Here is a 26,602-nt window from a genome sequence, read left to right as displayed (position 1 = left end):
CCGCCAGGGCGCCCCGACTCGCACTCGCCAGCCGATGCCGTCGATGAGCTGGCGTTTGGTCCACTGCGGCGGGCGACCTGGGCCTTTGGGGGTGGGCAGCAGCGATTCCAGGATGGCCCACTGCGCCTCGGTCAGGTCAAACCGCCTCGTCACCGCTAGGGTGGGCACGAGGTCTCCGGTCCGGACCGCCGTGGCGAGCCGAAGGCGGGATCTGGCAGGTCTACACCCCTGAGGCGGTGCTGCGCGACACCTTCACCGACCGCGACGGCGACAAGGTGCGCGGCTCGTTCCAGGTGTACGACACCGCCACCAACAAGCCCATCACCGCGCCCCAACCCGACGGGGTGTTCCTATCGGCGTTCGTTGACCCCGGCAAACCGGCCGAGGTGAAGATCTCCGCCGGGACCCTCCAAGACGGCAAGACCTACAAATTCCGCACCAGCGCCTACGACGGCACCCACTACTCCACTACCTGGTCGGCATGGCAGCAGTTCGTCGTCACCGTGCCCGAACCACTGCCCACCGGGCTGCCCGCCGGGCTGAAGCAACTGCTCACCGACTACCAAAACGGCACCCTCGGCCACGACACGTTCGCCGAGTACGGGTATGAGAAGCTCGGCGCCGGCATCAAGGACGTGGACCTTCCCACCAAATACCGCGATACTGCCGCTCTCTCCGAACAGCAGTTGTCCCTGCTGACCGGAATGCTGACGGCCGCGCTGGCCAAACTGCCAAAGGAGAAGGTCCAGGCACTGCACCAAGCGGCCAGCACACCTCCGGTGGGGCAGACCCGCGCACCAAAGCGTACGGCGCAGGATCCCTGGGCCGGCTGCGGAACACTAGCAGCATGGTATATGGGCAAGACCTACCGATGCGGTTTCAGCAGCCAGCACTTCGAGGTCTTCTGGAATATCGAAGGCGACCGCGCCATCGACGATCTCACCGATGCCGACAAAAACCTCTACCCGGACAAGATCGAGAGAATCATGGATTCTCTCGATCACGCCAGGAACTATTACATCACGCAGATGGGGTACGCACTTCCCGACAAGACCAAAGTGTACGTCGGGCATCCCTTCGTGAGCGCAGAGGGAGGGTTCGCCGAACCGTTTACGAGCATCATCAGGTTCGGTACCCAAAAACTTTTTCTGGGAGAAAAAGCGGGACCTTTCTATCTGCCGCGGCATGAGCTTTTCCATGCAGCGCAGTTCCAGTATATTTCGGGGCGATCTTGGATGCTGAACAACATCAACATCCAATGGTGGATGGAAGCCGCCGCCGAATGGGCATCACAGTTCACCCTGCGCGCAGATCCGAAGTCCAGTACCACCGTGGACCGATACTTCTACGCCCGTCACATCGACGAGTTCCTGGGCCGCCCCAACGACTACCTGGACAAGTGGAACGGGTTCGGAGAACCCCGGCAGTACGGCGCATTCCTGTTCCCCGAGTACCTGTCCGAACGCTTCGGCACCGTAGTGATCCGCCACATATGGGAAGGCCTTGATCGCACCCTGAGCGGCCAACCCCGCTCCGCAATCGAGGACAGACTCGGCGGCCTTGGCGCCAGCTGGGAGAAGGAACTGAAGACCTTCGCCACCGCCAACCAGATTCTGTGCAAGCCATCGGCCGACCAGGATCCCAACGACGGATGGCGCTACCAAAATCCCGATATCCCACAGTGGTGCGACAGGTATCTGGCCACCGAGCCAAGTACGAGCGATCCGTTGTCTGACCTCCCTCGCCCGTGTCGCAGCACCATCACCCTCGACAACAGTGGATACGCCAGCGGCCAGGTCGGGGTGAACGGAGGCGGAACCTACTACATCGACCTGGTGGCACTACAAGGTATGCCGTCCCGTGACTTCCAGGTCGACCTCAACGTTCAACAGTGGCCTGGAGACATCGTGGCCACCCTGGTCACCTGGAAGAAGATCGGCAAGCGGTGCGGCCCCGACCAGCCATGGGTCAAGCCCAACCGGGTCGGTTTGTTCGATGTGAAACTCGGTGGCGAGTGCACCATGGCCACCCTGTTGATCACCAACATCAACCCACGGTCCGTTGGCATCGTTGACTGGCTGACCGTGTTCAAAGCCAACCGCTAGCACTAACATCTGACCCAAGGACAAACATGGACGGCCCCAGCAGGCATGAACCCGCCGGGGCCGTCCCATCATCGGGAACGGTCTCGTGCGTCAAAAATGGCAAAACCTCGGATGCATACTTGTGGCCCTGCTATTTCTTATGTTTCTCGTATTTCCGATCTATGTCTTCTCTCTCAGGTGGCTGGGGCGTCACGGTGAAACCGACGGAAGTGAGCTTTCCGTTAAAGCCATCAATGAAAGCCAACACGCCGTACGCATCAGGATCCATACGCGCCCACCTGACGGCAGCGATGGGTGGTGTTGGACCAAAGGAATCAAGTGCCCGCCCGGTACCCGGTTTCTTGACCGGGAGATTCTCCCCGGCGGGAAAGACCAATTTCTGGGCCGTCCATGCGGCACTACTTCTACCCCTCAGGAACATTATCTCTACGCCGAGACCGAAGACGGTCGCGCCGCCATCTATGGCCCTCCGCTGTGCCAAGGTGCCACCTGGCGCATCACCGAGGAGTCCCTGCGCAAAGGCGTCAAGCCCAAACCCAGCCCACCGCTATGGAACCCAAAACCGACAAAAAAGGGCGCCACCCCCACGTCCTGACCTACAACTCAGAACCATACGGTGCCATCAAACCCGAGTTCGCGGCATTGGTGACTGGCTGATCGTATTCAAGGCCAATCGATGGCGTCTCTCCAATCACAACCTGAGGCGGCTTCTGGCAAACGCAAATCCTCTGAGAGTCGTCTCCGTCCTGAAGGTGGCCTCATGCGTCAGAACCGACAGAACATCGGATGCGCACTTGTGATTCTGCTATTTCTGTCACTCCCCGCAGCCGTCGCCCTCTTCATGTGGTTGGGGCGCCACAGCGAACCCGACCGTACTCGCAATGTCGTAATAGCCAGCAATTAAAGTCAACACGTTGTGCGTATCAGGATCCACATGCGCGCGCCCAGTGGTGACGGCTGGTGCTGGACCTCAGGAAACACGTGCCCACCCGGTACTCGGGCCCTCGATCGGGAGATCCCCCCTGGCGGACAAGACTCGTTTTTGAGTCCCCGGTGCGAATCTGCCTCTACTCCTCACGATCGCTATCTCTACGCCGAGACCGAAGACGGTCGCGCCGCCATCTATGGCCCTCCGCTGTGTCAAGGTGCCACCTGGCGCATCACCGAGGAGTTCCTGCGCAAAGGCGTCAAATCCAAGCCCAGCCCGCCGCTATGGAACCCAAAACCAACAGGCAAGAACACCAGGACCGGATCCTGACCTACAGTCACGACCGTTTCGGCTTCGTCACACGGTCACCTAACTTCAGGCTGGAGAGCGAGAGTCCACCATCCGGCTCTGTGAGATCCATGCGACACAATTCGATCATCGAACCACTCGTCTGAGCTGCACTCGCGCAGCCAGCACCCACCTGGCCTCGGCGCGGGCACAGTCATCGTCGAAGCGGTCGGCGACCGTGACCGCCAGTGGCTTTTTCATCTGCACATGCAGAATGATCCTCAAAACCGCGCATGCCCAGGTCGCGTGCCGGCTCCTGGGTAGGCAGGTATCCACCGCGTCCAACTCCAGAGCCAGCAGCCCGAACAGTGTGGTCCCCACATGCGGCCGCAGATTCGACCGTCTGCCTGCCGCTGTCGCCCACCGTCACCGTCCACAGCACCTCACCTAGATCGTTGATGGGAAATCGCTGAGCCGGGTGCGGGCATGGGGAAGGGCGCCCATGGTCGGTGTGTGAAAACAAACCTGGACGCCCTTGTGACCGCACTCTACGTCCACCTGGACGACCACGTCCTGCCAACGCGGCGGTGCGGACGGGGCCGGCCTTCGGTGTTGACTGATGCCGAGTTGGTCTGTGTCGCGGTCGCCCAGGTGCTGCTGGGCTGTGACGCCGAGCGCCATTGGCTGCGCCTGGCCCCGGCCCGGATCGGGCACCTGTTCCCCCGGCTGCCGTGTCAGGCCCAGTACAACCGGCACCTGCGTGATCTGGGGCCGGTGTGGGTGGCGGTGGCCTGCTGGCTGGCTCGGGCCACCCCCACCTGGCACGAGCGGCTGCGGCTGATGGATGGCACCCCGGTACGCTGCGGCGCCTCCCGGGTCACGGTGAACCGCTCCAGCCTGGGCGAGATCGCCGGTTACGGCCATGACACCTCCCATCACGCCTTCTCCTGGGGTGCCAAGCTGATGCTGGTCACCACCGCCGACGGTGCGGTGACGGCGTTCAGCCTGGCCCACCCCAAGGAACTGGACGAACGCAAGCAAGCACTGCATCTGCTGCAGGTGCGCCCGCCCGCCGAGGGGCCGTGCCCGATCGTGTGCGACAAGGGCTTTGCCGGGGCGGGCATCCAGGCGGCCGCGGCGCGGCTGGGATACCGGTTGATCCGCCCGCGCCGCCACGATGAGCCGCACCCCAGTCCTGGTCACGCTTTTCCCGCCTGGCTGCGCCAGCGCATCGAGGCGGTCATCTGGACGCTGAAGAACCAACTGGGCCTGGAACGCCACCACGCCCGCACCACCGAAGGTTTGTGGGCCCGCATCAGCCAACCCATCGTGGCGCTCAACGCCGCCATCTGGCACAACTGGCTCACCGACCAGCCCGTCAAACGCTCACTGACCGCCTACGACCACTGACCAGCACCAACATTTCCCATCAACGATCTAGGTGTCCATCCGGCGTCCACGAGGCCACCGCCACCATGAGCACGGGGCAGTCGCCGCTCTCAAAAGAGGCGTCGACGGCCAGGAAACCCCAAGGCGTCCCACCCCGAACCCAGACGGTCCAGGTCCGGATCTCTCGCCACACCGGAACCGCTAACACCGAATTAGAAAACCCCATCGGTCTCCAGGATCTGGAACGTCACACCCGGTGGTCATGATTGCGGTATGACCAACGATGATCACTTCGTCGCCCGGGAGGATGGATGAGGTTGACCACTCCGTCCAAGCCGGTCGACATCGCCGCGGTGTTTCCCGAGCTGGCCGCCTATGCGCGGACCACGGTGCGGTTGCATCCACGGCCCGGGGCGGTGGGCGTGCATGACAGTTCGGTGGGCGGCCCGCTGCTGTGGCCGGCCGATGAGCCCTGGCCGGTGTGCGAGGGCTTTCGCATGGATTCCGGGCACGAGGGCCAGCCCTGGCACCGCGAGCCGGTCGCGCTGGTGGCCGCCGCGCAGCTGTACCAGCGTGACGTGCCCGAACTGCCCTTCTTTCCCGACGCCGATGTCTTGCAGTTGCTGTGGTGCCCGATACCGCACGCGACCTTCTACCCCGAGGTGAGCGTGCGGTGGCGGCTGGCCGAGGAGGTCGACCACCCGCTCAGCGACATCCCGGCCCCATCGCCCGGTAGCCAGGAGGACTTCCTGCTGCGACCGTGCACGGTCAGCCCCGAGCGGGTGGTGGAATACCCCCATCCCGAAGACCTGCCCGAACAGCTGCGCGAGCGCCTCTATGCCTGGGGGCGAACCGGCCGGTGGAGTTACTTCTACCACCTGTCGGTGGCGCCGGGTACCAAGGTCGGCGGGTGGATCAGATTCGCCCAGGACCCGCTGTGGCAGCGCTGCTACCAGGGGCATCTGACGGACCACCTGCTGACCATCGCCACCTCGGAGTCTGAGGGTGGGTCGCACCAGACATGGGATCCGGTGGAAGAACCGGAACGACGGCCTGGTGCCGTGACCGGGCTTCGGGTGGGAGACGCCGGAAGTCTGTTTGTGGCGATCTGCCATGAGTGCTGGGGCAGACCGGTCCTGTCCTGGAGCGACGGATGACCGTTTGACCGCCGGGCAGGGCCGTCATCTCACCGGTCGATCACACCCACCGGCAGCCACGGGAGCCCGTAGTTATCGGCGGCCCCTGACGTGCTAACGATTACCCGCACAGCAGGTGTGCAGGCATCCCAACGTTGGGGGTGGCCGTAGGGGTGGGCGGCGCGCACCCGGCTGGTCGATCACCCTGCCGTCGGCGGCTGCGGCGTGCCAGGGGGCCGGACGGGGTCGAGAGTGGGGGTCGGCAGCCGCTGCGGGTGAGTTTGGCGCGGATCTCGTTGCGTAGGCGGGTGTAGCCGGCGGGCTGGTAGGTGGTGTTGTGGAAGGAGGCGGTGAAGGGTACGACGGGTTGCGGGCGTGGGAGAGCGTGTCGACCTGGATGAGGGTCGGGACCACGGAGGTGACCGCGGCGCGGGTCAGGCAGCGTTTGGTGCCGTTCTCGATGGCTTCATCAGTCCTTGGTTGATCTGGTTGCCCTGTATGGGGACCGGGTTGTAGTGCTCGGATGCCCCGCGCAGGGTGGCGGCGATCAGGTGGCCGCCCTGGTAGCCGGGCGGTCGCCAGGCGCCCACGGTGGTCTTGCACGGTGAGCGGGTGAGGTGCGCTGGGGCAGGGTGGTGAGGCTGGCGCGTCGGGGGCGGCCGATGGCGTCGGTGCGGTAGGTGCGATGGATAGTCGACGGCGGTCTGGTCCGGCCTCCTCTCGAACATGGCCCACGCCGCCAGGCGTCAGAGGGATGTCCCAAGGAGCTCTGGACGGAGTGGGTCGCCGCAGCACCGAATGGCTATGGTGTGCGTTCGATCGGTGACGGTTTTGGCTGCGCCACGGCATCTGCAGGGGAGGGGGCAACTCGGGTCCGGCGTAGAGCGGATTTGGCGGGGCATCCACCCAGCTCACTGACTCCCCGCGTTCGTACCGCACCCAGCGGATATCTTCACCCGATGGTGAGCATCCGCGAGTTCCGGCGTACCTGTTACGCAGTCACCCGTCGCACCGGTGGCCAGGCGGTCGAGTTCCGCCTCGCTGAGGGGGCGATACCGAACTTCCACCAGGGGCTCATCGCTTACCGCGATCACACTGTCGCGGTGGTCTGTTCCCGCGACTTGGCGGTACTGGCCGTCGCGGAGCCTCGAATCATCGACTTCGCCGACGGCGCCGCGGAATCAGGTCCACTGACCTTTGTCGATGTCCCCGCGCTTACGGCCGCCCTGGCCGAGGAACCGGGGTTTCGAGTGTTCATCCCCTCGGAATTGAACGGCCCCTTCGACGCCACGTCCTGGCCCCATGTCCTGCCGAGCGACATCACCTACTGGAAGCCCGCCACACTGGGCGAAGCGCTGTTCAACTACTGGGACTGAGAAACGCCGGAACCCCACCGCCCCGGTCACGCACGGCACAGTGACGTCGGCGCCGCTGTCGGCGGCGGCAGCGAGAGCTCGCGCCCTTCCACCGGCACCCCGGAGCGTCCAGCACGACCGGCGGAATGATGTACCGGACGCCGGGTCCCTCAAACAGCGGAGCGAACGGCTGGTCCTCGACTTCCACTGCGGTCAGCGTGACCCCGCCGTAGGGATCTTGCCGTCGCCTGGCTTGAGATAGTCCTCATAGAGGCGGAATCTTTCAGCCACCTACAGGTTGCGCAGCGCAGCGTGTCGGGCAGCGCCTTGGCCTCGTCGGTCTCTTTAAGGTCGCCAGTTTGACCCGTCGATCGTGGCAGTCCCTGGCACAGAGCGGAGCCATGGAACAGCGGATCGAACTGGAGGCTATATGGGGACGAGGGAGGGGCCAGCGCGGGGTGTTCCGGCAGGGTCTGGACGGCGGTGGCGGGGAGGGACGGGTCCACAGGCGCACATCCGCGACGGCGACATGCTGTGCGTCCAAGAGCGCAACCTGCTGGAAGGGCTCATCGTCCTGAACGACCTGTTCCAGCGCGGCATCGCGGTCAAGGTGCTGGAAGGCATCGCGGCCGGCCAGCACACCGAACGCTCCCTGATCCTGGCGCTGCCAGGAGACCGGCGCCGCGACATCGTCCGCACGACCAGCGACGGCCTGTAGGCCGCCCGCCGCCCGGTGGTCGATGACGACAAGCGCGCCGCGATCCTGGTCCGCCGCGCGCGGCGAATCCATCCGCACCATCGCCGCCGGCGCCGGCATCTCGGTCGGTGTCGCGCACAAGCCCCTGACCCAGGCCCAAACGGAGGCCCGGCAGCAGCCGTGAGGCCAGCCGCTGAGCCGTCAACGTGGGCGGCAGGTCAGCGCGCGTTGCCGGTCATGCAGACCAGCCACCGGCCGTCCGAAGTGGATTGAACCCCCACCGTGATCGAGGTGAGCAACGAGAACCGCTCGCTGAGAATGCCCTCGATCTGGTCCAGGGCCTCATCGGTCGAAAGCGGTTCCCAGGTCGGGCTACCGACCAACGGCTTGTCCCCGCTGGTCAACCGGATGACGTAGGCGATCTCCTCACCGAACCCCCACCAACTCCTGACGGATGCTGGCCGGCTTGGGGTCGGTGTCCACGGGCCGTTGGGCTGCCGGTCAGAACCGACACCGTTTGCCGATGGGGTTCGACACCAGGACAGATCCCTGCTGGGGCATGGCGGCCAGTTTCGACATCGGTGGTGTGACGCCGTGGTTCTGTCAGGTGCGGGGCTAGCTTGTGGGGGAAGAGGCGAGGCATTCGGTGAGGTCCTCGCGTAGTCGGAGCTGCTGCTGTCGGGACAAGGGTGAGAACAGCTGCTTTTCGACGGCGCGGACGGCCATGCTGGCCTCGCGCAGCATCGCGTGACCGTCCTGGGTGAGTTCGCTCGGCAGCGCGCGCCCGTGGGGTGCCTGATCGGGCCGGGTGAGCAGGCCGCGTTCTTGCAGCCGGCGTAGGACGAGGTTCATCGACTGGCGGGTGACGAAGGCGCGGCGGGCGAGTTCGGAGTTGGACAGCCCGGGGGTCTGGCCGAGCAGCTCCAGGCACGCGTATTGGGGAACGGTCAGGTCCAGTGGCCGCAGGGCTTCGTCCATCGCGGTGCGCAGCGCGGCGTGCACCTGCTTGAGGACGTAGCCCACGGACAGCTCCAGATCACCGACCACCTCTTGCTCCATGTCAGCATTCTGACATACGGTCGATGTCAGCACACTGACATAGGAGGTGGGGTCATGAACGGAAACGTCACGTACTTCGAGGTACCGAGCAGCGACATCGCAGCGACCCGACGGTTCTGGGGCTCGCTGTTCGGCTGGACGTTCCACGAGGGCAACTTCCCGGGCTACTCGATGATCCAGGGATCCGAGCCGATGGGCGGCGCACCGCACGACGATTCGTCGCGACACCCGCGGATCTTCTTCGCCGTCGACGACATCGAAGCCGCTGTCACCCGGGTGCGCGAACTGGGCGGCACGGCACAGGATCCCGTGACGATCCCGTCCGGGGCCTACGCCCATTGCACCGATGACCAGGGCGTGGAGTTCAGCCTGTCCCAAGAGGCGGGAGACCGCGCTTGAACCGCACCGATGCCGGGCGGCCCGAGGCCGCCGGGAGCCGGCACCTGGTGAGGCCGCTGCTTCCGCTGGCGTTGGCCACCTTCGCGGTCGGCACCGACGCCTTCGTGATGGCCGGGCTCTTGCCGGCCATCGCCGCCGACCTTGAGGTGGGCATCCCCGCCGCCGGGCAGCTGGTGACGGTGTTCGCGCTGACCCTCGCTGTCGCGGCGCCGGTGTCGAGCTGGCTGCTGAGTCCGCTGGACCGCCGCACGGCTCTGCAGCTGGCGCTCATCGTGTTCGTCCTGGGCAACCTCGCGACCGCGCTCAGCCCGAACTATCCGATCGCGCTGGCGGCTCGGATCCTCACCGCCCTTGGTGCCGCTTCGATCACGGCCTCCGCCTCCAGCGCAGCCGTCGCGATCACGCCCGAAGAACGCCGGGGCCGTGCGATGGCGCTGGTCATCGGTGGATTGACCCTGTCCACCGCGCTGGGCATGCCACTGGGCAACTTGATCGGCAGCGTCGATTGGCGCCTCACCCTGTGGACCGTCGCCGCACTGGGCGTCGTTGCCGCCATCGGCATCTCGGTGTCGCTGCCCAAGGTGACGTTGCCTGCGATGAGCCTGACCGCACGCCTGGCTCCGCTGCGCCAGACCAAGGTGCTCACCATCTTGATGGCGACGCTGCTGGTGATGGCCGGCCACTACGCCGTCTACACCTACATCGGCGCGATGACCGCCGAGGCCACCACAGGATCATTCCCGCAGGCGCTCACCATGATCCTGTTCGCCTGGGGGGTCGGAGTCCTGGCCGGCAACTTCCTCGCCGGCTACCTGGCAGACAAGCTGCCAGCGCTCGGAGGCTCGCTCGCCGCACTCGCCGGCGGCACCGTGCTGCTCGCGATCAGTCCGCTCACGGTCGGCCACCTGATCATCGCCACCGTCTGGGCCGCCATCTGGGGAGCCACCGACGGAATGGCCTCGGTGGTGCAGCAACACCGGCTGGTGACCATCGCGCCCGCCTCGGCCCCGTTGCTCTTCGGCCTCAACTCCTCCGCGATCTACGTCGGCGTCGCGATAGGAGGCGCACTTGGCGGCCTGTCCCAAGACCGGCTCTCCATCACCCTGCTCGGCGTTCCCGCGGCCGTCCTGGCGCTGCTGGCCACCGCGGTCACCTTCGCCGAGGCGCGAGTCGGCAAGCAGGCGAAAATCTCGGCCGCCGAACCCGAGTATTCCCGGTAGGGGTGCCATGAGGGATCAGCACACCAGGGCGAAGCGGCCGAGGGTGTCAGCGACGGCGTCGGCCGGGGTTGTCTGCGGCCGGCAGAGCACGGTGACGTGCTTATCGAGATGCCCATAGATGGTGGAGCGGAGACGCCGAACAGGTCAGCGATCTGCTGGACGGTCGTGACGCGGACGTCGTAGCCGTCGTTGGTGTTGGCGATGATGAGCTCGCGTTGCGGTTCGGCCAGGACCGAGAGCATGCCGAACATGAACCGGCTTTCGGCGGTGCTGGTGTCGATACCTCGCTCGATGACAGACAGGTCGAGCTCGCGTGTTCTGAGGTTGGCGCCGAGGTCGACCAGCTGCTGGACTGATCGGGACAGCCGGGTGATCTTGAAGGTGTCGGCCTCATCCAGGAAGAGGAACCGCTCCAGCCCAGACCTCGTCAGCTCCTCGGCGAACTTCCCGTATGCCTCGGTCTGCTCGCCACCGCCGCCCGGCTGGTCAACCGGCCCCGCGGGCCGAGCGGCTGACGGCCAAGGACCTGCCGCGTGACGGCCACCGGCTCATCGTCACCTGGATCGACGGCACGGCGAGACCGATGACCACGGCCAGGTCGTGGTCGGCCCCGGGCTTGAGGGGGTCGCCGCGACCGGCACCGGCCCCACTGGTCGCCAGGTCGTCACCGCGATGGCCGACACGGTCGCTGCGGCGGTGTTCCGGCTGGCCCGCACCTATGTGACCGACCGGGTCGCCGAGGTCCGCACGGCCGGGCGCGCCTACCGCCTTGAGCAGGCGGTAGGCGCGCACCCACCGTGCCTGCTCGGCTTCATCGCCCCGCAGCCGCGAACCAGGCCGGCCACGACCTCGACGCTGAGCTGCGCTTCGGAGTTCACCGCGATCAGCCGGGCCACCGTGGGGTGCGAGAACGCAGGCATCTCCCCGTGGGAGCACCGGGAGGCGTCCGCCACCCGCCGCGAGAGGTAGGGGCCCGCGCAGTCCACCACTTCCGCCGACTTCCGGCGGAAGTCGGTCAGGGGTCGGCATGAGCTCATCCCGGATCAGCGGGGCACTGGCCGGTGGTCGCGCCTTCCGCGCGTTGTGCCGTGAGCCTCGCTCAGAACCGGAACGTGGTCGGCATCAACGCGAACACCGCCGCCGTCGCCGCCACGATGAGCACCAGGGCGTGAGTGTTGCCTTGAGCTCACTGGGATCAAGCGGCCGCCGGGACGTCCCGCGCGGCCCCGGCGGGACGGGGTGCCGCGGCTGGTCAGCGGCCGGGACGTCCCGCGCGGTCCCGGGCACCGGGCAGGCTCTACCCGGTCGCTGCTCCCGCTGGTCAGGATCGGTGGCACCCGGCGGCACCCACCGCCGCCGGTCCACTCGATCTCGGGAGCATCCATGCGCACCACCCTCGCAAACCGGGCCGGCCTACTGGGCGTCGCGGCCGCCACGACCCTGGCGCTGGCCCCGGTCCCCGCTCACGCGGCCCCCGCCACCCTCACCCCGGCCGTGGCGCAGCCCGGTGCCGCGGTCCAGCCGGGCGCCGACGCGGCGGCCGCCAAGTGGAGGACCATCCAGCACAAGTCGAAACTGACCAAGGTCATGGGGAGCAAGAACTGGAAGCGCAAGAGGCACGTGCGCGTGATCCAGGTCAACGCCCGCTGCTGGGGCAACGACACCCGGCTGACGGTCGAGCTGCAGTACAAGCGCCGCGCGGCCCTGGGCTGGGCGGTCGCCAAGAAGGGCCGGTGGAACTGCGACGGCAGGTACCGCACCGTGCGCATCCACAACGCCGGGCACTCGGAGTACCGCGTGTTCCTCTCCGTCGGCCGCAAGCACACCATCGAGTTCTGGTTCCAGTACTACGGCTGAGCCTGCCGGCCCACCGGAACGCGGCGGCGTTCCGGCCGGTCCGCCCGAGGGCCGGCCCGCGCTGGTGCGGGCCGGCCCTCAAGGCGGACCGGTGCCGTGAGCTGCGCTGTATCGGCTAGAGACGGCGGGCCACGCCCTCGCGGCGGTACCCGTCGGAGTTGGAAGGTCTGTGGAGTAAGGGTTTTCGCGCGTTGGACGACTCGGCGAGGCTACGATGCGCACAAGATCTTTCTGAGCTTTGAGGTGCATATGGTCGAGTCGTCCCCTCAGATCCCCACCGGTGTTCCGACCGCGGCGCGCGTCTATGACGTGATGCTCGGCGGCAAGGACAATTACGCGGTGGACCGGGCCGTGGCCGAGGCCAGCCTCGCGATCATGCCGGAGTTGCGGGACATCGCCCTGCACAACCGCGCGATGTTGCACCGCGTCGTCCGCTACCTCGCCGCGGAGGAGGGGATCACCCAGTTCCTGGACCTGGGGTCGGGACTGCCGACCGTCCGCAACACCCATGAGGTCGCCCAGGAGATCAATCCCCAGGCCCACGTGGTGTACGTCGACATCGACCCGATCGTGCTGGCTCACGGCCGCGCGATCCTGGCCGACAACGCCAACACCACCGTGGTGACCGCTGACATCCGCCAGCCCGGCGCGCTGCTCGGCCGTCCGGAGGTCCGCGCGCTCATCGACTTCGAGCGGCCCGTCTGCGTGATGCTCGTCGGCATCCTGCACCACCTGGCCGACGAGGAGGAACCCGGCCGGATCGTTCAGACCCTGCGGGACGCGGTGCCCAGCGGTTCCTTCTTCTTCATCACCAACTTCACCCGTCTGGGCGACGCCCCCGAGTCCGTCGCGCTGGAAAAGCAGCTCCTGGAGCAGCTGGGCACCGGCCGCGTCCGTACCCCTGCCGAACTGGCCGCCTTCTTCGACGGCCTGGAGATCCTGCCGCCCGGCCTCGTCCCGCTCCCGCTCTGGCGCCCCGACGAGCCCGTCCTGGACGCCAGCACCATCGATGTCCGCTTCATGACGGGCGGTGTCGGCCGCAAGTCCTGATGGCGTTCGGGCTCACGCTCCAGGTCGTCGGCTCCATCGTCCCCTGCTTCGGCCATGGGCATGGGGCCGGTCGCTCATGGGCCCCCTTGCACCCCGCCGGTCCAGCGGGCGCGCCCGCTGGACCGCTCACATCCGGTCTTCACTCGGTTCGAGGGATCAGGGACGCGCAGCGGCCGGATTCCGGCGGATCCTGATATCTCCGCAGGAAGTGCCCGCCGCGCGGAGCTTGCTTGTTCCGGCGCACGCCCAAGCGGCTGGTGACGACCCTGGAGGCCGGGGGCGATCCGGCGGCGTTGCTTGTGGCCGCCCAGCCGTTCACGATGCCGGGGTGGTCGCGCCGGCCCGCCGGTCAGCGTCGGAGGCGATGTCAGGACCGGCGCCGAGACCCAGTCGGCGGGCCAGGGCGACGGGGTCGGTGGACAGGTGGTCCTGGATGAGGCGGTGGTGGAACGAGTAGCCGCTGTCGAGGCGACGCACGATGATGCGTCGTTCGCAGTCGGTCAGGAACCGCAGATAACGCCGGGGAATGTGCCCCTGGCGGGAGAGATGGGCCCGGACGGCCCAGTGCTGCACGACCGCGAGGCCACCGTAGCGAAGACCGCGGGCCAGGCCGTAGAGGGAGCCGAGGAACCCCGCGACCAGCCAAGCGGTGGGCCCGTTGGCGCCCGGGGCCGCCAACAGGACCAAGGCCGACAGCAACCCCGTCACGGCCGCGGCGGTCAGGGCACCGTGGACCAGCGCGAAGCGCACCGAGCGGCGAATGCCCTCGTTGGGGCGCGGACGCCGGTCGCGCAGGGACGACTCGAAACCGTTGCCGAAGACGTAGACGTTCCACAGCAGCAGCGCGGCGACCAGCGGCAACCAGCCGGGCTCGGGGAACAGACGGCCCATCAGGTACATGCACAGGGCACTGAGCACGGCCACCAGGGCGAACGAGATGAGGGTCCGCACGGCCAGGTTCCGGCCCGGGGTGGAGGCGATGACCCGCTCTCGGGGCCGCCATGTCCACCGGATGTCCTCGACCGGACGCAAGGTCGACCGGAACACGTCCTCGGTGCTGGTGAACTGCATCCACGCCCAGCCCAGTAGCACCACCACGACCCCCGGCGCGTGCCAGTCGACGACGCTCAGCACGACGCCGCCCAGCAGGATCACCGGCAGGTTCGCCGCGACCTTGACGGGCAGCCGCGCCCACGTGGTGGTCCTGGCGGGCATGGTCTCGTCGAGGTTCTCGGCGGTGATGGCCTGGGCGGTCGTCGCCACCATGGTGACCAGCCAGAGCAGCGCGGCGTCACCGAGGCTGGTGGACAGGTCCCCGTGGGCCACGAACGCGGTCAGCCAGGCCAGCACCAACACGCCGCCGAGCAGCAGCGGTGTCTGGAGGTTGATGACGCGGGTGACGATCTGCTGCCGCGCCGACAACCAGTCCAGGTCCAGGCGGTCCAGGTACAGGATCTCCTCGCCGCGGTCGGAGAGGGCCCGCGCCAACCAGGTCAGCCAGGTCAGCGCCTGACGCGGACCGCCGTGGCGGCCGGCGGGCGGGTCGTCCAGCAGCCGGCGGCGCAGGTAGGCGTCCAGGATGAGGCCCTGTCGGTCGTGGTTGTCGCGGCCGGGCTCGCGCAGAGCGACGGCGGTGCGGCCCGCGTAGGCGCCGTGGATGACGTTGAGCATCAGCGGCGACTGCAGCAGCGGCCACAGGTCGGAGTCGGCTTGCAGCGCGGCATGCACGTCGGCCAGGGCCTCGATGTCGGCCAGCAGGTAGTCCTGGACCTGCTCCCTGCTCGGCGCGGCGACCTGGACGTGCAGCACGGCGTCGATCGTGCGGACCAGCGGCAGCTCCTCGTACCGGCAGCCCACGACGATCCCGGCGCACGACTCGCGCAGCCGACGCAGCCGCCGGACGCACTCGCCGCGGTGCGCCGCGGGCACCTGGTCCAGCCCGTCGAAGATCGGCACCAGCAGGTCCGCGGCCAGCCAGGACCGCACCAGCCGCTCGGGCACGCCGTTGTAGAACCGGCCGACCTCCGTGGCCATCCACTCCTCCAGCGGCTGGCTCCGGTAGGACGACAGGTTCAGGTAGATCGGGATCGGTCCCGTCGCCGACGGCCCCGAGCGCTCCATCTCCGCCAGAGCTTCGGTGGCCAGCGCATGGGTCAGCCTGGCCAGCTGGACGGTCTTGCCCATGCCGGCCAGACCCAGCACGACCAGTTCCTCGTCAGCCTGCTCGTACAGCTGCCGGATGTCGGTCTCGCCAGTGGGCACCAGCACCGGTTCGGCGCGGCGGACACTGCGGGAACGGCGTCGGGCACCAGAGACGGGCTGCTCCCGTACCAGCACGAACCGGGGCGTGATGTAACGCGGAGTCTCGGCGTCCCGCACGATGCGCTCCATCGCGCGCCGCACCCTCAGCAGCATGCGCCTGCGCCGCAGCTCCCCGATGTTCCCGCGGCGGCCGGGCAGCACCATGACCACCACGGCGAGCACGGTCCACACGGCGCGCCGGACCCGGCTGCGGCGCGGATCCGGCTCATGGAGGCCGACCGGCGCGCCGACCGGTTCGTCGCCCAGGCCGGGCAGCGGCACCAATCCTTCGGCGCGGGCCTGTTCCATCCGCGGATCCCGTCCGGGCTCCCCGGCCCGCTCGGCCCGCCGGTGCGCCGCGCGCCAGACGCCGAGCGCACCCTCGGGAACCCCGCAGACGACCAAGAACTCCCGCAACGTCGGCCACCGGGGAAAGCTCTTCCCCTTCACCAAGGCGTGCAGGGTCGCCGGGCTCCGATCGGTCCGAGCCGCGAGCTCGTTGTAGCTGAGCCCACGCTGCTCATACAACGCTTCCAGCGCGGCCCGCAGTTCGGCCCGGGTGGTGATGTGCCGCGGATCGGTCGTCGTCATCCAGCGATTCCTCGTCAGCGTCGTTCGGTCTGCCCTTCGGTTCGTTCGGCAACGTAGGCCGAACAGCGCCATCCACCTGCGTTTTCCCGCAAACCGTCATCGACCGGATGCGGCCAGACGGCACCGCCTTCCACCCTGAACCCATGACAGTCACCGAGATCCTGGCGTTCATCGGCGCCCTCACCGTCATCCTGACCACCGCCGTCCGCCTGCCCCAGGCGCTCAGCGAGTTCCTCCACGCCTGCGTCCCCGTCCTCACCGCCCTGCATCACCTACGCGCAGCCCTGACCCCGCCGGACGACAACCAGTGAGATCCGGTCCGGCACCACACGCGCCGAACACCTCACCCCACACGACCGGCACAGCGACGACGAAGAAGACACGGAAGGCCAGAGGGCGCCGGCTCGGCCACGCAGCGTTGCCTCTGGCGGCTTGGACCGTGTCTTGCTTGGTGAGGGTTGGTCGGACCGACCGTGGCGAGCTGGGGAAGTTGTTCCAGCGGGTGGCCCAGCCCGCGCCGACGCGGCCGCAGGGCGGCGGTCGGCGGCGCGCCGATGACCGTGGCCACCACCGGCTGCACCTGGCGGCTCCCGCCCGCCTTCGGCGCATCCTGGCAGACGCTGCGCCGTCGATTCACCGAGTGGACCGGCGCGTGGGTGTGGGCCAAGCCGCACCGGATCCTGCTGGACGAACGCGGTGCCGTTGGCGAACCGGACTGGTCGCGGTGCGCGATCGGCCCGGTCAGCGTTCGCGTCGTCAAGGCTGATCTCTGTCGAGATCTCGGCCGCCAACACCCACGGCAAGCCCGAGCCGGAACCGCTGGCGCGGCATCCCGCCCATCCCCTCGCGGAGCGGTCCGCGCCAGCGGTGTCCGGCCAGGCCGCACGCCGACAAGGACTACGACTTCACCGACTCGCGCAGATGGCTGCGCAGCCGCAACATCGCCTTGCCCATCGCCCGCCCCGGCACCGAGACCTCCCACCGGTCGGTCCGCCAGATCGCCGCGCGGCTGGCCATAGGCCGCTCCACCGTGGCCGGGAATCTGCGTCGGGCCCGTCGCCAGGGCATACCGCCCAGCGAAGGGTCCCGATAGCGCGGGCCGAACCAGGCACGACCCCAACCTGCCCCGGTGCGCGCTGTGGGCTCCAGGTGGATGGGCACAGATGGCCAACGGCGACACCGGCAGTGCGTCCGGACCGGGCCCGAGCTGTGATCGATCGGCCGCGCGACCGTCCTAGGGCGCGGTACGGTCGCAGAGGTCTGGTGAGCTGGGCAGGCGACCTGCGTGCCGGTCCGGACGTCTCAGGCGCATTGCATGGTGAGGGACGCCCGCTGGAGGCGGCGGGCGGCATGTACAGCACCCGTGCTCCGACCTGGGTCGCGCGAGCACCGGTGAGCACTCCCGGCGGATACTCCGGGTTGAGCAGGCCGTCCTCGGGATCCAGGGAGAAGAACAGCAGCGTGCCCGCAGCCGGGACCGCAAGGTCCAGCGCGGCGACGACGTTCCACGAGCCACGGGCCACCTGAACCGGACCAAAGCTCACAAAATCGCTCGGATGGCCCTATGCGGAGCCGCCGGTTCGCTCCGGCTCCGCATGATCAATGATCGCAACGTGCAGAAGATCCTGAGCCGCATGGCCGTCACCGCCACTGCTGTCACGGCCCTCATCGCCTTCAACGCCGGCACCGCCTTCGCGGCGCAGGACGCCCACGCCTACTGCGAGAAGACCTACAGTTCCCCCGACGGCTACTCCAAGAGCGCCTGCGGAGGGTTCTTCGTCTCCGAGATGGGTGACGGCACCGAGGGCCTCACCCTCATGGATCTGTCGGGCGACGGGCACTCCGTCGTCGTCAACTACCGCTACGACCTGGAGAACATCGGGCCGTACTACGGCACGGTCACCACCGGCAACACCACCCAGAAGCAGTGGATCCTGCACATGCCGGAAGGCACCGGGATCAGGTTCAAGGTGTGCGCGGCGGAGGACGGCTCGATCCTTTCGAGCACCTGCAGCCCGTACGTCACGGGGATCGCCTGAACCCGTCCGGCAAGGGCGCGGACGCCGATCGACGATCGCGTCGTAGGGCAGGTCTCAACGCGGACCGGCCCTGGGTCCCGTCATCGAAGTAGGGGCGGCTCGTTTGTGATGGGCATGCCGCCCCAGCCCAACTGGTCCTTGGGTTCGTACTGCGCCTGTCATGGCGGTCAGCGCACGCGGAGTTCCATCGTATTGATGATGGTCGAATCCTGCTCGGTCACACCGGCGAGGCGCGTCCGGTGGGGGAGTAGTTCGCCGCCTGTACCGGCATCCCCCAACTTGACGAACCCGACATTCGATTCGTCCACGAGTTCGGCGATCTTTCGGTGATGTGGTGTTGCCCGGCCACTGTGCTCTTTCAGCGGGGTCAGCCGACTGACCCGAATCGGCCATGTTCGCGCGCCCGGGCATCGATATCGAACTCCGGCGCCGTTCTGCTGTGAGGACCCGCTGATCTGACGGGCCGGTCCGAGCGGGCGCCGAACGCTCATCGTCCCCTAGCGAGCAGGGTTTTCGGTGTCAAGGCGCCGTCCCTCCCGCCCGACTTGATCAGATGCGTCATCAGTGATCCCCTATGCAGGTCATGTCCGACAAACACGAAAAATGGGGTCTGATGAAACGTGTGAGATCGGCGGCGGCACTGGTGGCGGCGGGGGCGCTGGCGGCCGGGGCGTTGACGGCGGCGGGCGCGCCCGCTTCGGCCGCGACGAAGGGGCCGGACGACAGCCGCACGGGGGCGCCGACCGTTGCCGCGCCGGGCGCGGCGGAGAGCACTCCGGAGACGACCGAGGTGACGGCGGCCGCGGCGAAGAAGGTCGACTGCGCGAAGGTCAAGTGCGTGGCGCTGACCTTCGACGACGGGCCCGGCAAGCACACCAAGCGACTGCTGGACGACCTGCGCAAGGCGAAGGTGCCCGCCACCTTCTTCATCCTGGGGCAGAACGTCGGCGGCAACCGCGCGCTCGTCAAGCGCATGGCGGCCGAGGGCCACGAACTGGCCAACCACACCTGGTCGCACCCGCAGCTCACCCAGCTGTCGGACGCGGCCGTGCGTTCCCAGATCAGCCGGACCAACAAGGCGATCAAGGCGGCCAGCGGCGTCACGCCCCGCCTCATGCGACCGCCGTACGGCGCGACCAACGCCCGCGTCGGCAGGGCCGTGGGGATGCCGCAGATCATGTGGAGCGTCGACACGCTCGACTGGAAGTACCGGGACGTCGCCCGGAACGTGCGCGTGGGCGTCAACACCCCGCGCAAGGGTGACATCGTGCTGTTCCACGACATCCACTCGACCACGGTCGCCGCGATCCCGAAGGTGGTCGCGGGTCTCAAGAAGCGCGGCTTCACCCTGGTCACCGTCTCGCAGCTGTACGCCGGGAAGAAGCTCAAGCCCGGCGGCCTGTACTACAAGCGCTGACCCGGCCCCGCGCCGCCGCGTCGAAGGACGCGGCGGCGCGGGCGCCCTCCGGCGCGGGAATCCGCGCCGGAGGGCGAGGGTTCAACGGGGAGAACGCTCGCGGGTGAGCAGGCCCCGCTCCGCCACCGCGGCGACCAGGAGCTCTTTGTAGCCCGCCTCGTCGAAGAGGATGGTGACGCGCTCGCGTTCCCCCGCCACGACGACCCCGCCTCCCCATTTACGGTGCTCGACGCGGACGCCGACGGGGAAGACGCGGTTGTCGAGGCGCTGCTCGGCCCGGCCGCTCTCGCACGTGTCGCAGTGGCCGCAGGGCCGGTCGCGCGCCTCGCCGAAATAGCGCAGCAGGAAGCGGCCACGGCAGTCGGTGAGTTCGCAGTAGCGCCGCATCATCTCGATCCGGGTGCGCGCCACGTCCCGGTGCCGCTGGGCGAGCCGGACGGTGGCGGCGACCGTCTCCTCGATGTCGGCCGCCTGCGGCGCGGGACGGATCCGCCGCCCCAGCCGCACCGCCCCCGCTTCCTGGAGCAGGTTGAGCAACGCGGTCAGGCGGCGAGGGGACACCCCGGCGCGTTCGGCGAGCCCGCCGCGGCCGGTCACCCCGTCCGCGACCGCGCGGCAGACGGCGGTCAGCGTCTCCTCGTCCGGCAGCCCGCCGGTGAAGAAGCGGGGCAGCCCCAGGTCGTCGGCGTGGTAGAAGCAGAGGGCGTCGGCGTCCCGCCCGTCGCGTCCGGCCCGCCCCACCTGCTGGTAGTAGGAGTCGAGCGAGTCCGGCACTTGGGCGTGCAGCACGAACCGCACGTCGGGTTTGTCGATGCCCATGCCGAACGCCGTGGTGGCCACGATGATCCGCGTCCGGCCGGTCATGAACGCCTGCTGCGCGTCGTCGCGTTCCCTCTTGCGCATCCCGCCGTGGTAGGGACGCGCCGACGGGAGCCGCCGGCTGAACCACGCGGTGTCCTTGCGGGTGGCGACGTACACGATGCCGGACCCGTCCAGGTCGTGCGCGGTGTCCAGGACGGCCTGGCGCTGCTCGTCGGCGTCGCGGAACGAGCGGACGGCGAGCCGGATCTCGGGGCGGTCGAACCCGTGGACCAGTTTCGCCGGGTCGCGCAGCCGCAGCCGTTCGACGATCTCGTCCCGGACGGGCGGCGCGGCCGTCGCGGTCAGCGCCGCCGTCACCGGACGCGGCGACAGCGCGCCGACCACGGCGCCGACGCGCAGGTAGTCGGGCCGGAAGTCATGGCCCCACGCCGACACGCAGTGCGCCTCGTCGACCACCACCAGCCGCGGCGGTGTCCGGGCGAGCGTCTCCCGCACGTCGGGGCGCACCAGCTGCTCGGGGGCCATGAAAACGAACGCGGTCCGGTCGCCGCCCAGCGCCGCGAACGCCCGGTCCCGGTCCGCCGCCGACGTCGCCGCGTTCAGGCTGTGGGCCTCGACGCCGTCGGCGCCGAGCCCCTGCACCTGGTCGCGTTGCAGGGAGACCAGCGGCGACACCACCACGGTGGGGCCGCCCAGCATCATCCCGGCGATCTGGTAGACCGCCGACTTCCCGCTGCCGGTCGGCATCACCACCAGCGCGTCCCGCCCGCCGGCCAGGGCCTGCACCGCCTCCCGCTGCCCGGGCCGCAGCTCGGCGAGCCCGAAGACCTCGCGGGCCACGGACGTGATCCTTCCGCCTCGCACGTCCGCCTCCTCGCCATCGACCTGATCCGGTCGCCCGACCGTGCTTCCGCGCCGCCAGGAGACCGAAACGCCAGGGCGTCCTGCCCGCCCAGCCCCGTCACTAACCTGCCCCGCGCACCGGACGGCGCTGAACGGACACCGGCGGGCCATGGGACCGCGGAGGCCGGGCGCCGGCGGCGTGCGCCAGACTGGGCGTGTCCAGCCCGCCGATCATGAGGTCGTCCACCGCCTCACATTCCGGAGGGCTGTCCCGTCGTAGGGGGAGAGCAGACACGACCGAAGGAGCCGCGAGACCATGACCAGCCCGTCCGAGGCGGAAGGCGATCGGCTCGACCCGGGCCTGAGCGCGATCGTCAGCGAGCGGCGCCAGCTGATCGGCCTGGCCTACCGGATGCTGGGCTCGCTGGCCGAGGCCGAGGACGTCGTCCAGGAGACCTACGCCCGCTGGTACGCCATGTCCCCGCCGCAGCGGGAGGCCATCGGGTCGCCGGGCGGCTGGCTGACCAGGGTCGCCAGCCGCATCTGCCTGGACGTGCTCGGCTCGGCGCGGGCCCGGCGCGAGCGTTACGTGGGGGAGTGGATCCCCGAGCCGCTGCCCGGCCACGCCGACTGGGGCGGCGGGCCGCCGCACGCCGCCGCCGATCCGGCCGACCGCGTCACGCTCGACGAGTCGGTCAACATGGCCTTCCTGGTGGTGCTCGAGGCGATGACCCCGGCCGAACGCGTGGCGTTCATCCTGCACGACGTCTTCCGCTACCCCTTCGCCGACGTGGCCGAGATCGTCGGTCGTACCCCGGCGGCCTGCCGCCAGCTGGCCTCCTCGGCCCGCCGCCGCATCCGCGCCGCGCAGCCCTCGGCGACCCCGCCCGCCCAGCAGGCCCGCGTCGTCCGGGAGTTCAAGCAGGCCTGGGAGTCCCAGGACATCGGTGCCCTCCTCGGCCTGCTCGATCCCGACGCCACCGCCACCGGTGACGGCGGCGGCCTCGCCACGGCCATGCCCCGCCCCGTCGAGGGCGCCGAGCAGATCGCGCGCTTCTTCACCGAGCGGGCCCGCGCCGACCGGGCGACGATCCGGGAGTGCACGGTCAACGGTCAGCCCGGTCTGAGGGCCGAGCTGGACGGCACCACCGTGAGCGTGATGGCGTTCGAGGTCGTGGACGGCCGGATCAGGCGCATCTGGACGGTGCTCAACCCCGACAAGCTCCGGCCGTGGACGGCGGAGCCGTGGAGCGGAGGCCGAGGGTGGAGCTGACCGGCACGGCGGCGGAGGTCGACTGGGAGGCGCACCGGCCCGCGGTCTTCGGGGCGGCCTACCGGATCCTGGGCACCGTGACCGAGGCCGAGGACGTGACGCAGGAGGTCTGGTTGCGCGCGGCCGCGGCCGACCTGTCCGAGGTGCGGGACCTGCGGGCCTGGCTGGTGACCCTGGCCGCCCGCACGTCCTACAACGTGCTGAAGTCGGCGCGCGTCCGGCGTGAGTCCTATGTCGGGCCCTGGCTGCCCGAACCGCTGCTGACCGGACCGGACGCCGCCGCCCGGGTGCTCCTGGACGAGTCGGTGAGCACCGCGATGCTGGTGGTCATGGAGACGCTCACCCCCGCCGAACGCGTCGCGCTGGTGCTGCACGACGTGTTCGGCTTCCCGTTCGACCGGATCGCCGAGGTGCTCGGCAACACGCCCGCCGCCAGCCGCAAGCTCGCCTCCCGCGCGCGGGCGCGGGTCGCCGAGGTCCGGGAGCGGCCCCGGGCGTCCAGGGCCGAGACCGAACGCGTGCTCAGGGCGTTCAAGGCGGCCGCCGAGGCGGGGGACATGGCCGCGCTCGTCGGGCTGCTGCACCCCGAGGCCGTCTACGTCGGTGACGGCGGCGGCAAGGCGGTCGCCGCGCGCAGGCCGGTCCGGGGCGCGGAGACGATCGCCCTGCTGGCGATCAGGCTCGTCGAGATCAGGCGCCCCGACGCGTTCCGGATCGTCGAGGTGAACGGGCGGCCCGCCCTGGCGACCTACCACGGCGGCGAGCTGGTCTGGCTCGACACCGTGGAGATCGCCGACGGGCGCGTCACGACGTTCCGCAGACTGGTCAATCCCGAGAAACTCGCCCCCATCGGTCACATCTGAACCCGCCGTCTTGTCTCCCTGCCGGACCCCCGACCCCCGGGGGCGAGGACGGGAGAGGACGACACGATGGCGCACGTTGTGATCATCGGAGGCGGGTTCGCGGGCGTGTGGAGCGCGGCGGGAGCGGCACTGGCGCGCGGGGACGCGGACCTGCGCGTCACGCTCGTCGCGCCGAACGAGCACCTGGTGCTGCGGCCGCGCCTGTACGAGCCGGAGCCGGACCGGGCCACGGTGGAGCTGCGCAGGATCCTCGGGCCGATCGGCGTGGAGCACCTGCGGGCCTCGGTGAGCACGATCGACACCGGCCGCCGCGTGGTGGTGGCCGACGGCCGGGAGGTCGGCTACGACCGCCTGGTGCTGGCGGCGGGCAGCGCGCTCGTCCGGCCCCGGGACCTGCCCGGCGCCGAACGGCTCTTCGACATCGACACCCTGGACGGGGCGCGGCGGCTCACCGACCATCTGCGCGACCGCGAGGACTGCACCACCGTGGTCGTGGGCGCCGGGTTCGTCGGGCTGGAGGCCGCGACCGCCCTGGCCGCCCGGGGCCGGGTGCTGCTGGTGGACCGGGCGGACACGGTGGCGGAACCGCTCGGACCGGGCCCGCGCGCGGAGATCGAGGCGGCGCTGGACGAGCTGGGCGTCGCGCGCCGCCTCGGAACGACGGTGACCGAGGTCGGCGACGGGTACGCCGTCCTGTCCGACGGCACCAGGGTCGAGGCGGACGCGGTGGTCTGGTCGGTGGGCATGAGGGCCAGCGAACTGACCCGGCAGATCTCCGCCGAACTCGACCATCTCGGCCGGGTGCCGGTCGACCGGCGGCTGCGCGCCCTTCCCGAGGTGTTCGCCGCCGGGGACACGGCCGCGGCGGCGTTCGACGCCGACCACACGGTCATGCAGGCCTGCCAGCACGCCGTCCCCCTCGGCAAGGTCGCCGGGTACAACGCGGCGGCCGACCTGCTCGGGAGGCCGCTGCGCGACTTCACCCCCGGCCCGTACGTCACCTGCCTGGACCTGGGCGGCGCCGGTGCGATCTTCACCCGGGGCTGGGGCCGCAGGGTGATGGCCTCGGGCGCCGACGGCGCGGCCATCAAGCAGCGGATCAACCAGGCGATCCATCCGCCGGTCGACGACGCCGCGGAGATCCTCGCCGCCGCCGACCACGTCTACCTCGACCTCCCCTTCTTCCCCCGCGACGAGGAGACGACCGCTCCCGTCGCGTGACCCCGGAACGCGGCGGCCCACCGAACGGGCCGCCGCACTACCCCGCGCGGCCAACCGACGGCCACCACCAGCGCTGCGAGCATGCGGAGTGGTCGTCCGGTCATTCGTCGGCACGCAGTGGGAGGTGGAGGGTCAAGGCCACGGTGACGCCGAGCAGAGCTCCGGCGGCCACGTCGCTGGGGTAGTGGGCCGCGGTGTACACCCGCGCGTACGCGACCCCAACGGCCAGGACTCCCAACGGAGGTCCCACCCGCGGGGCGGCCAGTGCCGCGGCGGTGACGAACGCCGTCGCCGCGGCGGTATGCCCCGAGGGGAAGGAGCCCGACTCGGGCACCCGGCCCGGACGTCGCCGCCGGATCCGCTCCGGCGGGCGGGAGCGGCCGATGAGGTTCTTGACGGCCGCGTTGCACACCGGTCTGGTCAGCAGCATCGCCACCAGGCCCCAACGCGCCGCCTCGCGGCTCTGCCGGCCGCCGGCGGCGGCCATCACGGCGGCCACCGCCCACCACGCCACCAGATGGTCGGTGGCGCGCGACAACCTCGGCATCCACCGGTCCAGCATCGGATCGGGGTGGGCCACCACCCATTCCAGCATCCGGCCGTCCAGACGCCGCACCCGGCCACGGGCCGCCTGGCAGGCGCCGATCATCGCCTGCCAGGCCCGGGCCCCGTGCTGATCGTCCGCCCGCGGTCGCCTGTCCAGCATCTCCCCCCTCGACACCTCGACGGCGCCCGCGCGATCGGGCGCGGCCACCCCGTGTTCTCCGCGGTCGCCGTTCAGGAGGCGGTCTGGTCCTCCAGCTTCGCGTCGGTGGCGTTCTTGCGCACCGACTCGATCCCGTTCAACGCCGCGGCCTTGCTCTCGTAGCTCTCGCTGGTCGCGATCACCTGGCCGTTCGAGGCGACCAGATTGAAGTGGAACTTGCCGGTTCCGCCCTTCTTGAGCACGAACTTGCCAGCCACCGACCCTCTCCCTTCATCACGGGACGTACTCGACATCACGGACACATCGTGACGTCACCGGCACTGTGTGCCCCCGCATGTCCCGTTCACACCTCCCACTTCCCACCGACCCGCTCCGGTCGGTGACCCCACCGGAGTCACCCGTCGAAGCGCCGATACCGGCTGCGGTCGCCGAGTGGGCGCCGGGGGCCGGGGCTTTCGGAAGACCGCCTAGGGCCTGTTTCAAAGTGGGCCTCAGCCGCGCACGCGAGCGCGTTACCTGACCTGCGGGCCCGACGCCGGAGGCGAGGGCCCGCGGGTCAGATCGCGAAGCGATGTCGCGCTCGCCAAGCCCTGGTGAGGTGCGAGCCGCCAGGCGAGCGCCGTGGGCCAGGGCTTTGAAACACCGCCTAGTCCGCCGGGCGGCGGGCGGGGAGGGCGACCACGGCTTCGCGTCGTTCCTGGAGGTGTTCGCAGAGCACCGTGAGGATGCGGGGATCGATCCCCAGGGAGCCCGCGGCCGCCTCCAGGTGCTCGATGAACGCGTCGAACTCCGGGTCGGTGATGTGGATCAGCAGATGCGTCTCCCTGAGGCCGCGCGCCTCGTAGGTGTGCGGGCCGCCCAGCAGCGCGGTGAGGAACTGGGCCTGATGGTAGGCGAGCCAGCCCATGTCCCTGCCCCGGAAGTGGGAGACCAGCCTGTGGTCGGTCAGGACGCGCGCGTAGAGACGGGGCACGAGGGCGGCGATGGTCTCGGCGCCGCCGATCTGCTCGTAGAGGCTCATCGGGGCCTCTCAGGGGGGATCG

The 26,602-nt window shown here is 69.4% G+C and carries 26 protein-coding genes and 2 pseudogenes; 17 read left to right on the top strand and 11 right to left on the bottom strand.

Annotation, left to right across the window (positions count from 1 at the left end; genetic code table 11):
• On the bottom strand, window positions 1–153 hold a 153-nt coding region (locus tag HNR61_RS50650), incomplete at its 3' end, for a transposase (protein ID WP_376770311.1).
• 83 nt (window positions 154–236) lie between these two features.
• Between HNR61_RS50650 and HNR61_RS44880 the strand changes: the two genes are divergently transcribed.
• Entirely contained in the window at window positions 237–2,105 is a 1,869-nt protein-coding gene (locus HNR61_RS44880; RefSeq protein ID WP_182849261.1) for a hypothetical protein, read from the top strand.
• Window positions 2,106–2,235: 130 nt separating this feature from the next.
• Here HNR61_RS44880 and HNR61_RS44875 read toward each other — a convergent pair whose 3' ends face one another.
• A complete protein-coding gene (locus tag HNR61_RS44875; RefSeq protein WP_182849260.1) occupies window positions 2,236–2,586 on the bottom strand; it encodes a hypothetical protein in 351 nt (116 codons plus the stop codon).
• A 1,248-nt stretch (window positions 2,587–3,834) separates the two neighbouring features.
• Between HNR61_RS44875 and HNR61_RS44870 the strand changes: the two genes are divergently transcribed.
• The 4 genes from HNR61_RS44870 to HNR61_RS48915 all read left to right on the top strand — a co-directional run bounded on the left by HNR61_RS44870 (window position 3,835) and on the right by HNR61_RS48915 (window position 7,919).
• Window positions 3,835–4,731 carry a transposase gene (locus HNR61_RS44870; RefSeq protein ID WP_182849259.1) on the top strand — a complete coding sequence of 299 codons (897 nt, stop codon included), beginning with the start codon at window positions 3,835–3,837 and terminating at the stop codon, window positions 4,729–4,731.
• A 296-nt stretch (window positions 4,732–5,027) separates the two neighbouring features.
• On the top strand, window positions 5,028–5,867 hold the full coding sequence (locus HNR61_RS44865) for a YwqG family protein (RefSeq protein ID WP_220510557.1): 840 nt from the start codon (window positions 5,028–5,030) through the stop codon (window positions 5,865–5,867).
• Window positions 5,868–6,805: 938 nt separating this feature from the next.
• Entirely contained in the window at window positions 6,806–7,222 is a 417-nt protein-coding gene (locus tag HNR61_RS44860) for a hypothetical protein (RefSeq protein WP_182849257.1), read from the top strand.
• A gap of 508 nt (window positions 7,223–7,730) precedes the next feature.
• Window positions 7,731–7,919: a hypothetical protein gene (locus tag HNR61_RS48915; protein ID WP_182849256.1), complete on the top strand. Its 189-nt coding sequence runs from the start codon at window positions 7,731–7,733 to the stop codon at window positions 7,917–7,919.
• Window positions 7,920–8,116: 197 nt separating this feature from the next.
• On the opposite strand, the gene HNR61_RS44850 is transcribed toward HNR61_RS48915, so the two are convergent.
• Window positions 8,117–8,302 (bottom strand): hypothetical protein, encoded by a 186-nt coding sequence (locus tag HNR61_RS44850; RefSeq protein ID WP_182849255.1) that lies wholly within the window; start codon window positions 8,300–8,302, stop codon window positions 8,117–8,119.
• Window positions 8,303–8,513: 211 nt separating this feature from the next.
• Window positions 8,514–8,957: a MarR family winged helix-turn-helix transcriptional regulator gene (locus HNR61_RS44845; protein WP_182849254.1), complete on the bottom strand. Its 444-nt coding sequence runs from the start codon at window positions 8,955–8,957 to the stop codon at window positions 8,514–8,516.
• Window positions 8,958–9,011: 54 nt separating this feature from the next.
• On the opposite strand from HNR61_RS44845, the gene HNR61_RS44840 reads away from it, so the two are divergent.
• Both HNR61_RS44840 and HNR61_RS44835 read left to right on the top strand, forming a co-directional pair.
• Window positions 9,012–9,356: a VOC family protein gene (locus HNR61_RS44840; protein WP_182849253.1), complete on the top strand. Its 345-nt coding sequence runs from the start codon at window positions 9,012–9,014 to the stop codon at window positions 9,354–9,356.
• Window positions 9,353–10,576, top strand: coding sequence for an MFS transporter (locus HNR61_RS44835; protein ID WP_182849252.1), 1,224 nt, complete (start codon window positions 9,353–9,355; stop codon window positions 10,574–10,576). Before HNR61_RS44840 ends, HNR61_RS44835 begins: the two co-directional genes overlap by 4 nt.
• A gap of 188 nt (window positions 10,577–10,764) precedes the next feature.
• Here HNR61_RS44835 and HNR61_RS50645 read toward each other — a convergent pair.
• Window positions 10,765–10,950: pseudogene (locus tag HNR61_RS50645) on the bottom strand (recombinase family protein); the annotation flags it as partial.
• Window positions 10,951–11,176: 226 nt separating this feature from the next.
• Between HNR61_RS50645 and HNR61_RS44825 the strand changes: the two are divergent.
• The 3 genes from HNR61_RS44825 (at window position 11,177) to HNR61_RS44815 (ending at window position 13,483) form a co-directional block, all read left to right on the top strand.
• Window positions 11,177–11,545, top strand: a complete 369-nt coding sequence (locus tag HNR61_RS44825; RefSeq protein ID WP_182849251.1) for a hypothetical protein — start codon at window positions 11,177–11,179, stop codon at window positions 11,543–11,545.
• A 414-nt stretch (window positions 11,546–11,959) separates the two neighbouring features.
• A complete protein-coding gene (locus HNR61_RS44820) occupies window positions 11,960–12,433 on the top strand; it encodes a hypothetical protein (protein WP_182849250.1) in 474 nt (157 codons plus the stop codon).
• A 249-nt stretch (window positions 12,434–12,682) separates the two neighbouring features.
• Complete coding sequence (locus tag HNR61_RS44815) at window positions 12,683–13,483, top strand: SAM-dependent methyltransferase (RefSeq protein WP_182849249.1); 801 nt, start codon at window positions 12,683–12,685, stop codon at window positions 13,481–13,483.
• A 315-nt stretch (window positions 13,484–13,798) separates the two neighbouring features.
• Here the strand turns inward: HNR61_RS44815 and HNR61_RS44810 are convergent, their stop codons facing one another.
• On the bottom strand, window positions 13,799–16,375 hold the full coding sequence (locus HNR61_RS44810; RefSeq protein ID WP_182849248.1) for a helix-turn-helix domain-containing protein: 2,577 nt from the start codon (window positions 16,373–16,375) through the stop codon (window positions 13,799–13,801).
• A gap of 143 nt (window positions 16,376–16,518) precedes the next feature.
• Between HNR61_RS44810 and HNR61_RS44805 the strand changes: the two genes are divergently transcribed.
• The 3 genes and pseudogenes from HNR61_RS44805 (at window position 16,519) to HNR61_RS44800 (ending at window position 18,414) form a co-directional block, all read left to right on the top strand.
• Window positions 16,519–16,686: a hypothetical protein gene (locus HNR61_RS44805; protein WP_182849247.1), complete on the top strand. Its 168-nt coding sequence runs from the start codon at window positions 16,519–16,521 to the stop codon at window positions 16,684–16,686.
• A 137-nt stretch (window positions 16,687–16,823) separates the two neighbouring features.
• A pseudogene (locus HNR61_RS50640) lies at window positions 16,824–17,131 on the top strand (IS5/IS1182 family transposase); the annotation flags it as partial.
• A gap of 857 nt (window positions 17,132–17,988) precedes the next feature.
• Complete coding sequence (locus tag HNR61_RS44800; protein WP_182849246.1) at window positions 17,989–18,414, top strand: hypothetical protein; 426 nt, start codon at window positions 17,989–17,991, stop codon at window positions 18,412–18,414.
• A gap of 167 nt (window positions 18,415–18,581) precedes the next feature.
• Here HNR61_RS44800 and HNR61_RS47135 read toward each other — a convergent pair whose 3' ends face one another.
• Window positions 18,582–18,722: a hypothetical protein gene (locus HNR61_RS47135; protein ID WP_220510556.1), complete on the bottom strand. Its 141-nt coding sequence runs from the start codon at window positions 18,720–18,722 to the stop codon at window positions 18,582–18,584.
• A 305-nt stretch (window positions 18,723–19,027) separates the two neighbouring features.
• Between HNR61_RS47135 and HNR61_RS44790 the strand changes: the two genes are divergently transcribed.
• On the top strand, window positions 19,028–19,831 hold the full coding sequence (locus HNR61_RS44790; RefSeq protein ID WP_182849244.1) for a polysaccharide deacetylase family protein: 804 nt from the start codon (window positions 19,028–19,030) through the stop codon (window positions 19,829–19,831).
• Between the two features lie 81 nt (window positions 19,832–19,912).
• On the opposite strand, the gene HNR61_RS44785 is transcribed toward HNR61_RS44790, so the two are convergent.
• Window positions 19,913–21,493 carry a RecQ family ATP-dependent DNA helicase gene (locus HNR61_RS44785; RefSeq protein ID WP_312898406.1) on the bottom strand — a complete coding sequence of 527 codons (1,581 nt, stop codon included), beginning with the start codon at window positions 21,491–21,493 and terminating at the stop codon, window positions 19,913–19,915.
• A gap of 319 nt (window positions 21,494–21,812) precedes the next feature.
• Between HNR61_RS44785 and sigJ (HNR61_RS44780) the strand changes: the two genes are divergently transcribed.
• The 3 genes from sigJ (HNR61_RS44780) to HNR61_RS44770 all read left to right on the top strand — a co-directional run bounded on the left by sigJ (HNR61_RS44780) (window position 21,813) and on the right by HNR61_RS44770 (window position 24,853).
• Window positions 21,813–22,769 (top strand): RNA polymerase sigma factor SigJ, encoded by a 957-nt coding sequence (sigJ, locus tag HNR61_RS44780; RefSeq protein WP_182849242.1) that lies wholly within the window; start codon window positions 21,813–21,815, stop codon window positions 22,767–22,769.
• The gene (gene sigJ, locus HNR61_RS44775; RefSeq protein WP_312898405.1) at window positions 22,727–23,632 is read left to right on the top strand and encodes an RNA polymerase sigma factor SigJ; all 906 of its coding nucleotides are present in this window, start codon (window positions 22,727–22,729) and stop codon (window positions 23,630–23,632) included. Before sigJ (HNR61_RS44780) ends, sigJ (HNR61_RS44775) begins: the two co-directional genes overlap by 43 nt.
• 66 nt (window positions 23,633–23,698) lie before the next feature.
• Window positions 23,699–24,853 (top strand): NAD(P)/FAD-dependent oxidoreductase, encoded by a 1,155-nt coding sequence (locus tag HNR61_RS44770; protein ID WP_182849241.1) that lies wholly within the window; start codon window positions 23,699–23,701, stop codon window positions 24,851–24,853.
• Window positions 24,854–24,953: 100 nt separating this feature from the next.
• Here HNR61_RS44770 and HNR61_RS50360 read toward each other — a convergent pair whose 3' ends face one another.
• The 3 genes from HNR61_RS50360 to HNR61_RS44755 all read right to left on the bottom strand — a co-directional run bounded on the left by HNR61_RS50360 (window position 24,954) and on the right by HNR61_RS44755 (window position 26,580).
• The gene (locus HNR61_RS50360) at window positions 24,954–25,607 is read right to left on the bottom strand and encodes a phosphatase PAP2 family protein (protein ID WP_312898404.1); all 654 of its coding nucleotides are present in this window, start codon (window positions 25,605–25,607) and stop codon (window positions 24,954–24,956) included.
• Between the two features lie 23 nt (window positions 25,608–25,630).
• On the bottom strand, window positions 25,631–25,816 hold the full coding sequence (locus HNR61_RS44760; RefSeq protein ID WP_067819719.1) for a YegP family protein: 186 nt from the start codon (window positions 25,814–25,816) through the stop codon (window positions 25,631–25,633).
• A 389-nt stretch (window positions 25,817–26,205) separates the two neighbouring features.
• Window positions 26,206–26,580, bottom strand: a complete 375-nt coding sequence (locus HNR61_RS44755) for a group I truncated hemoglobin (protein ID WP_182849240.1) — start codon at window positions 26,578–26,580, stop codon at window positions 26,206–26,208.
• Window positions 26,581–26,602: the final 22 nt, after the last annotated feature.

It is taken from the genome of Actinomadura kijaniata (assembly GCF_014138665.1).
GTDB lineage: Bacteria > Actinomycetota > Actinomycetes > Streptosporangiales > Streptosporangiaceae > Spirillospora > Spirillospora kijaniata.
This window is presented reverse-complemented; position numbering and strand designations above follow the sequence as displayed.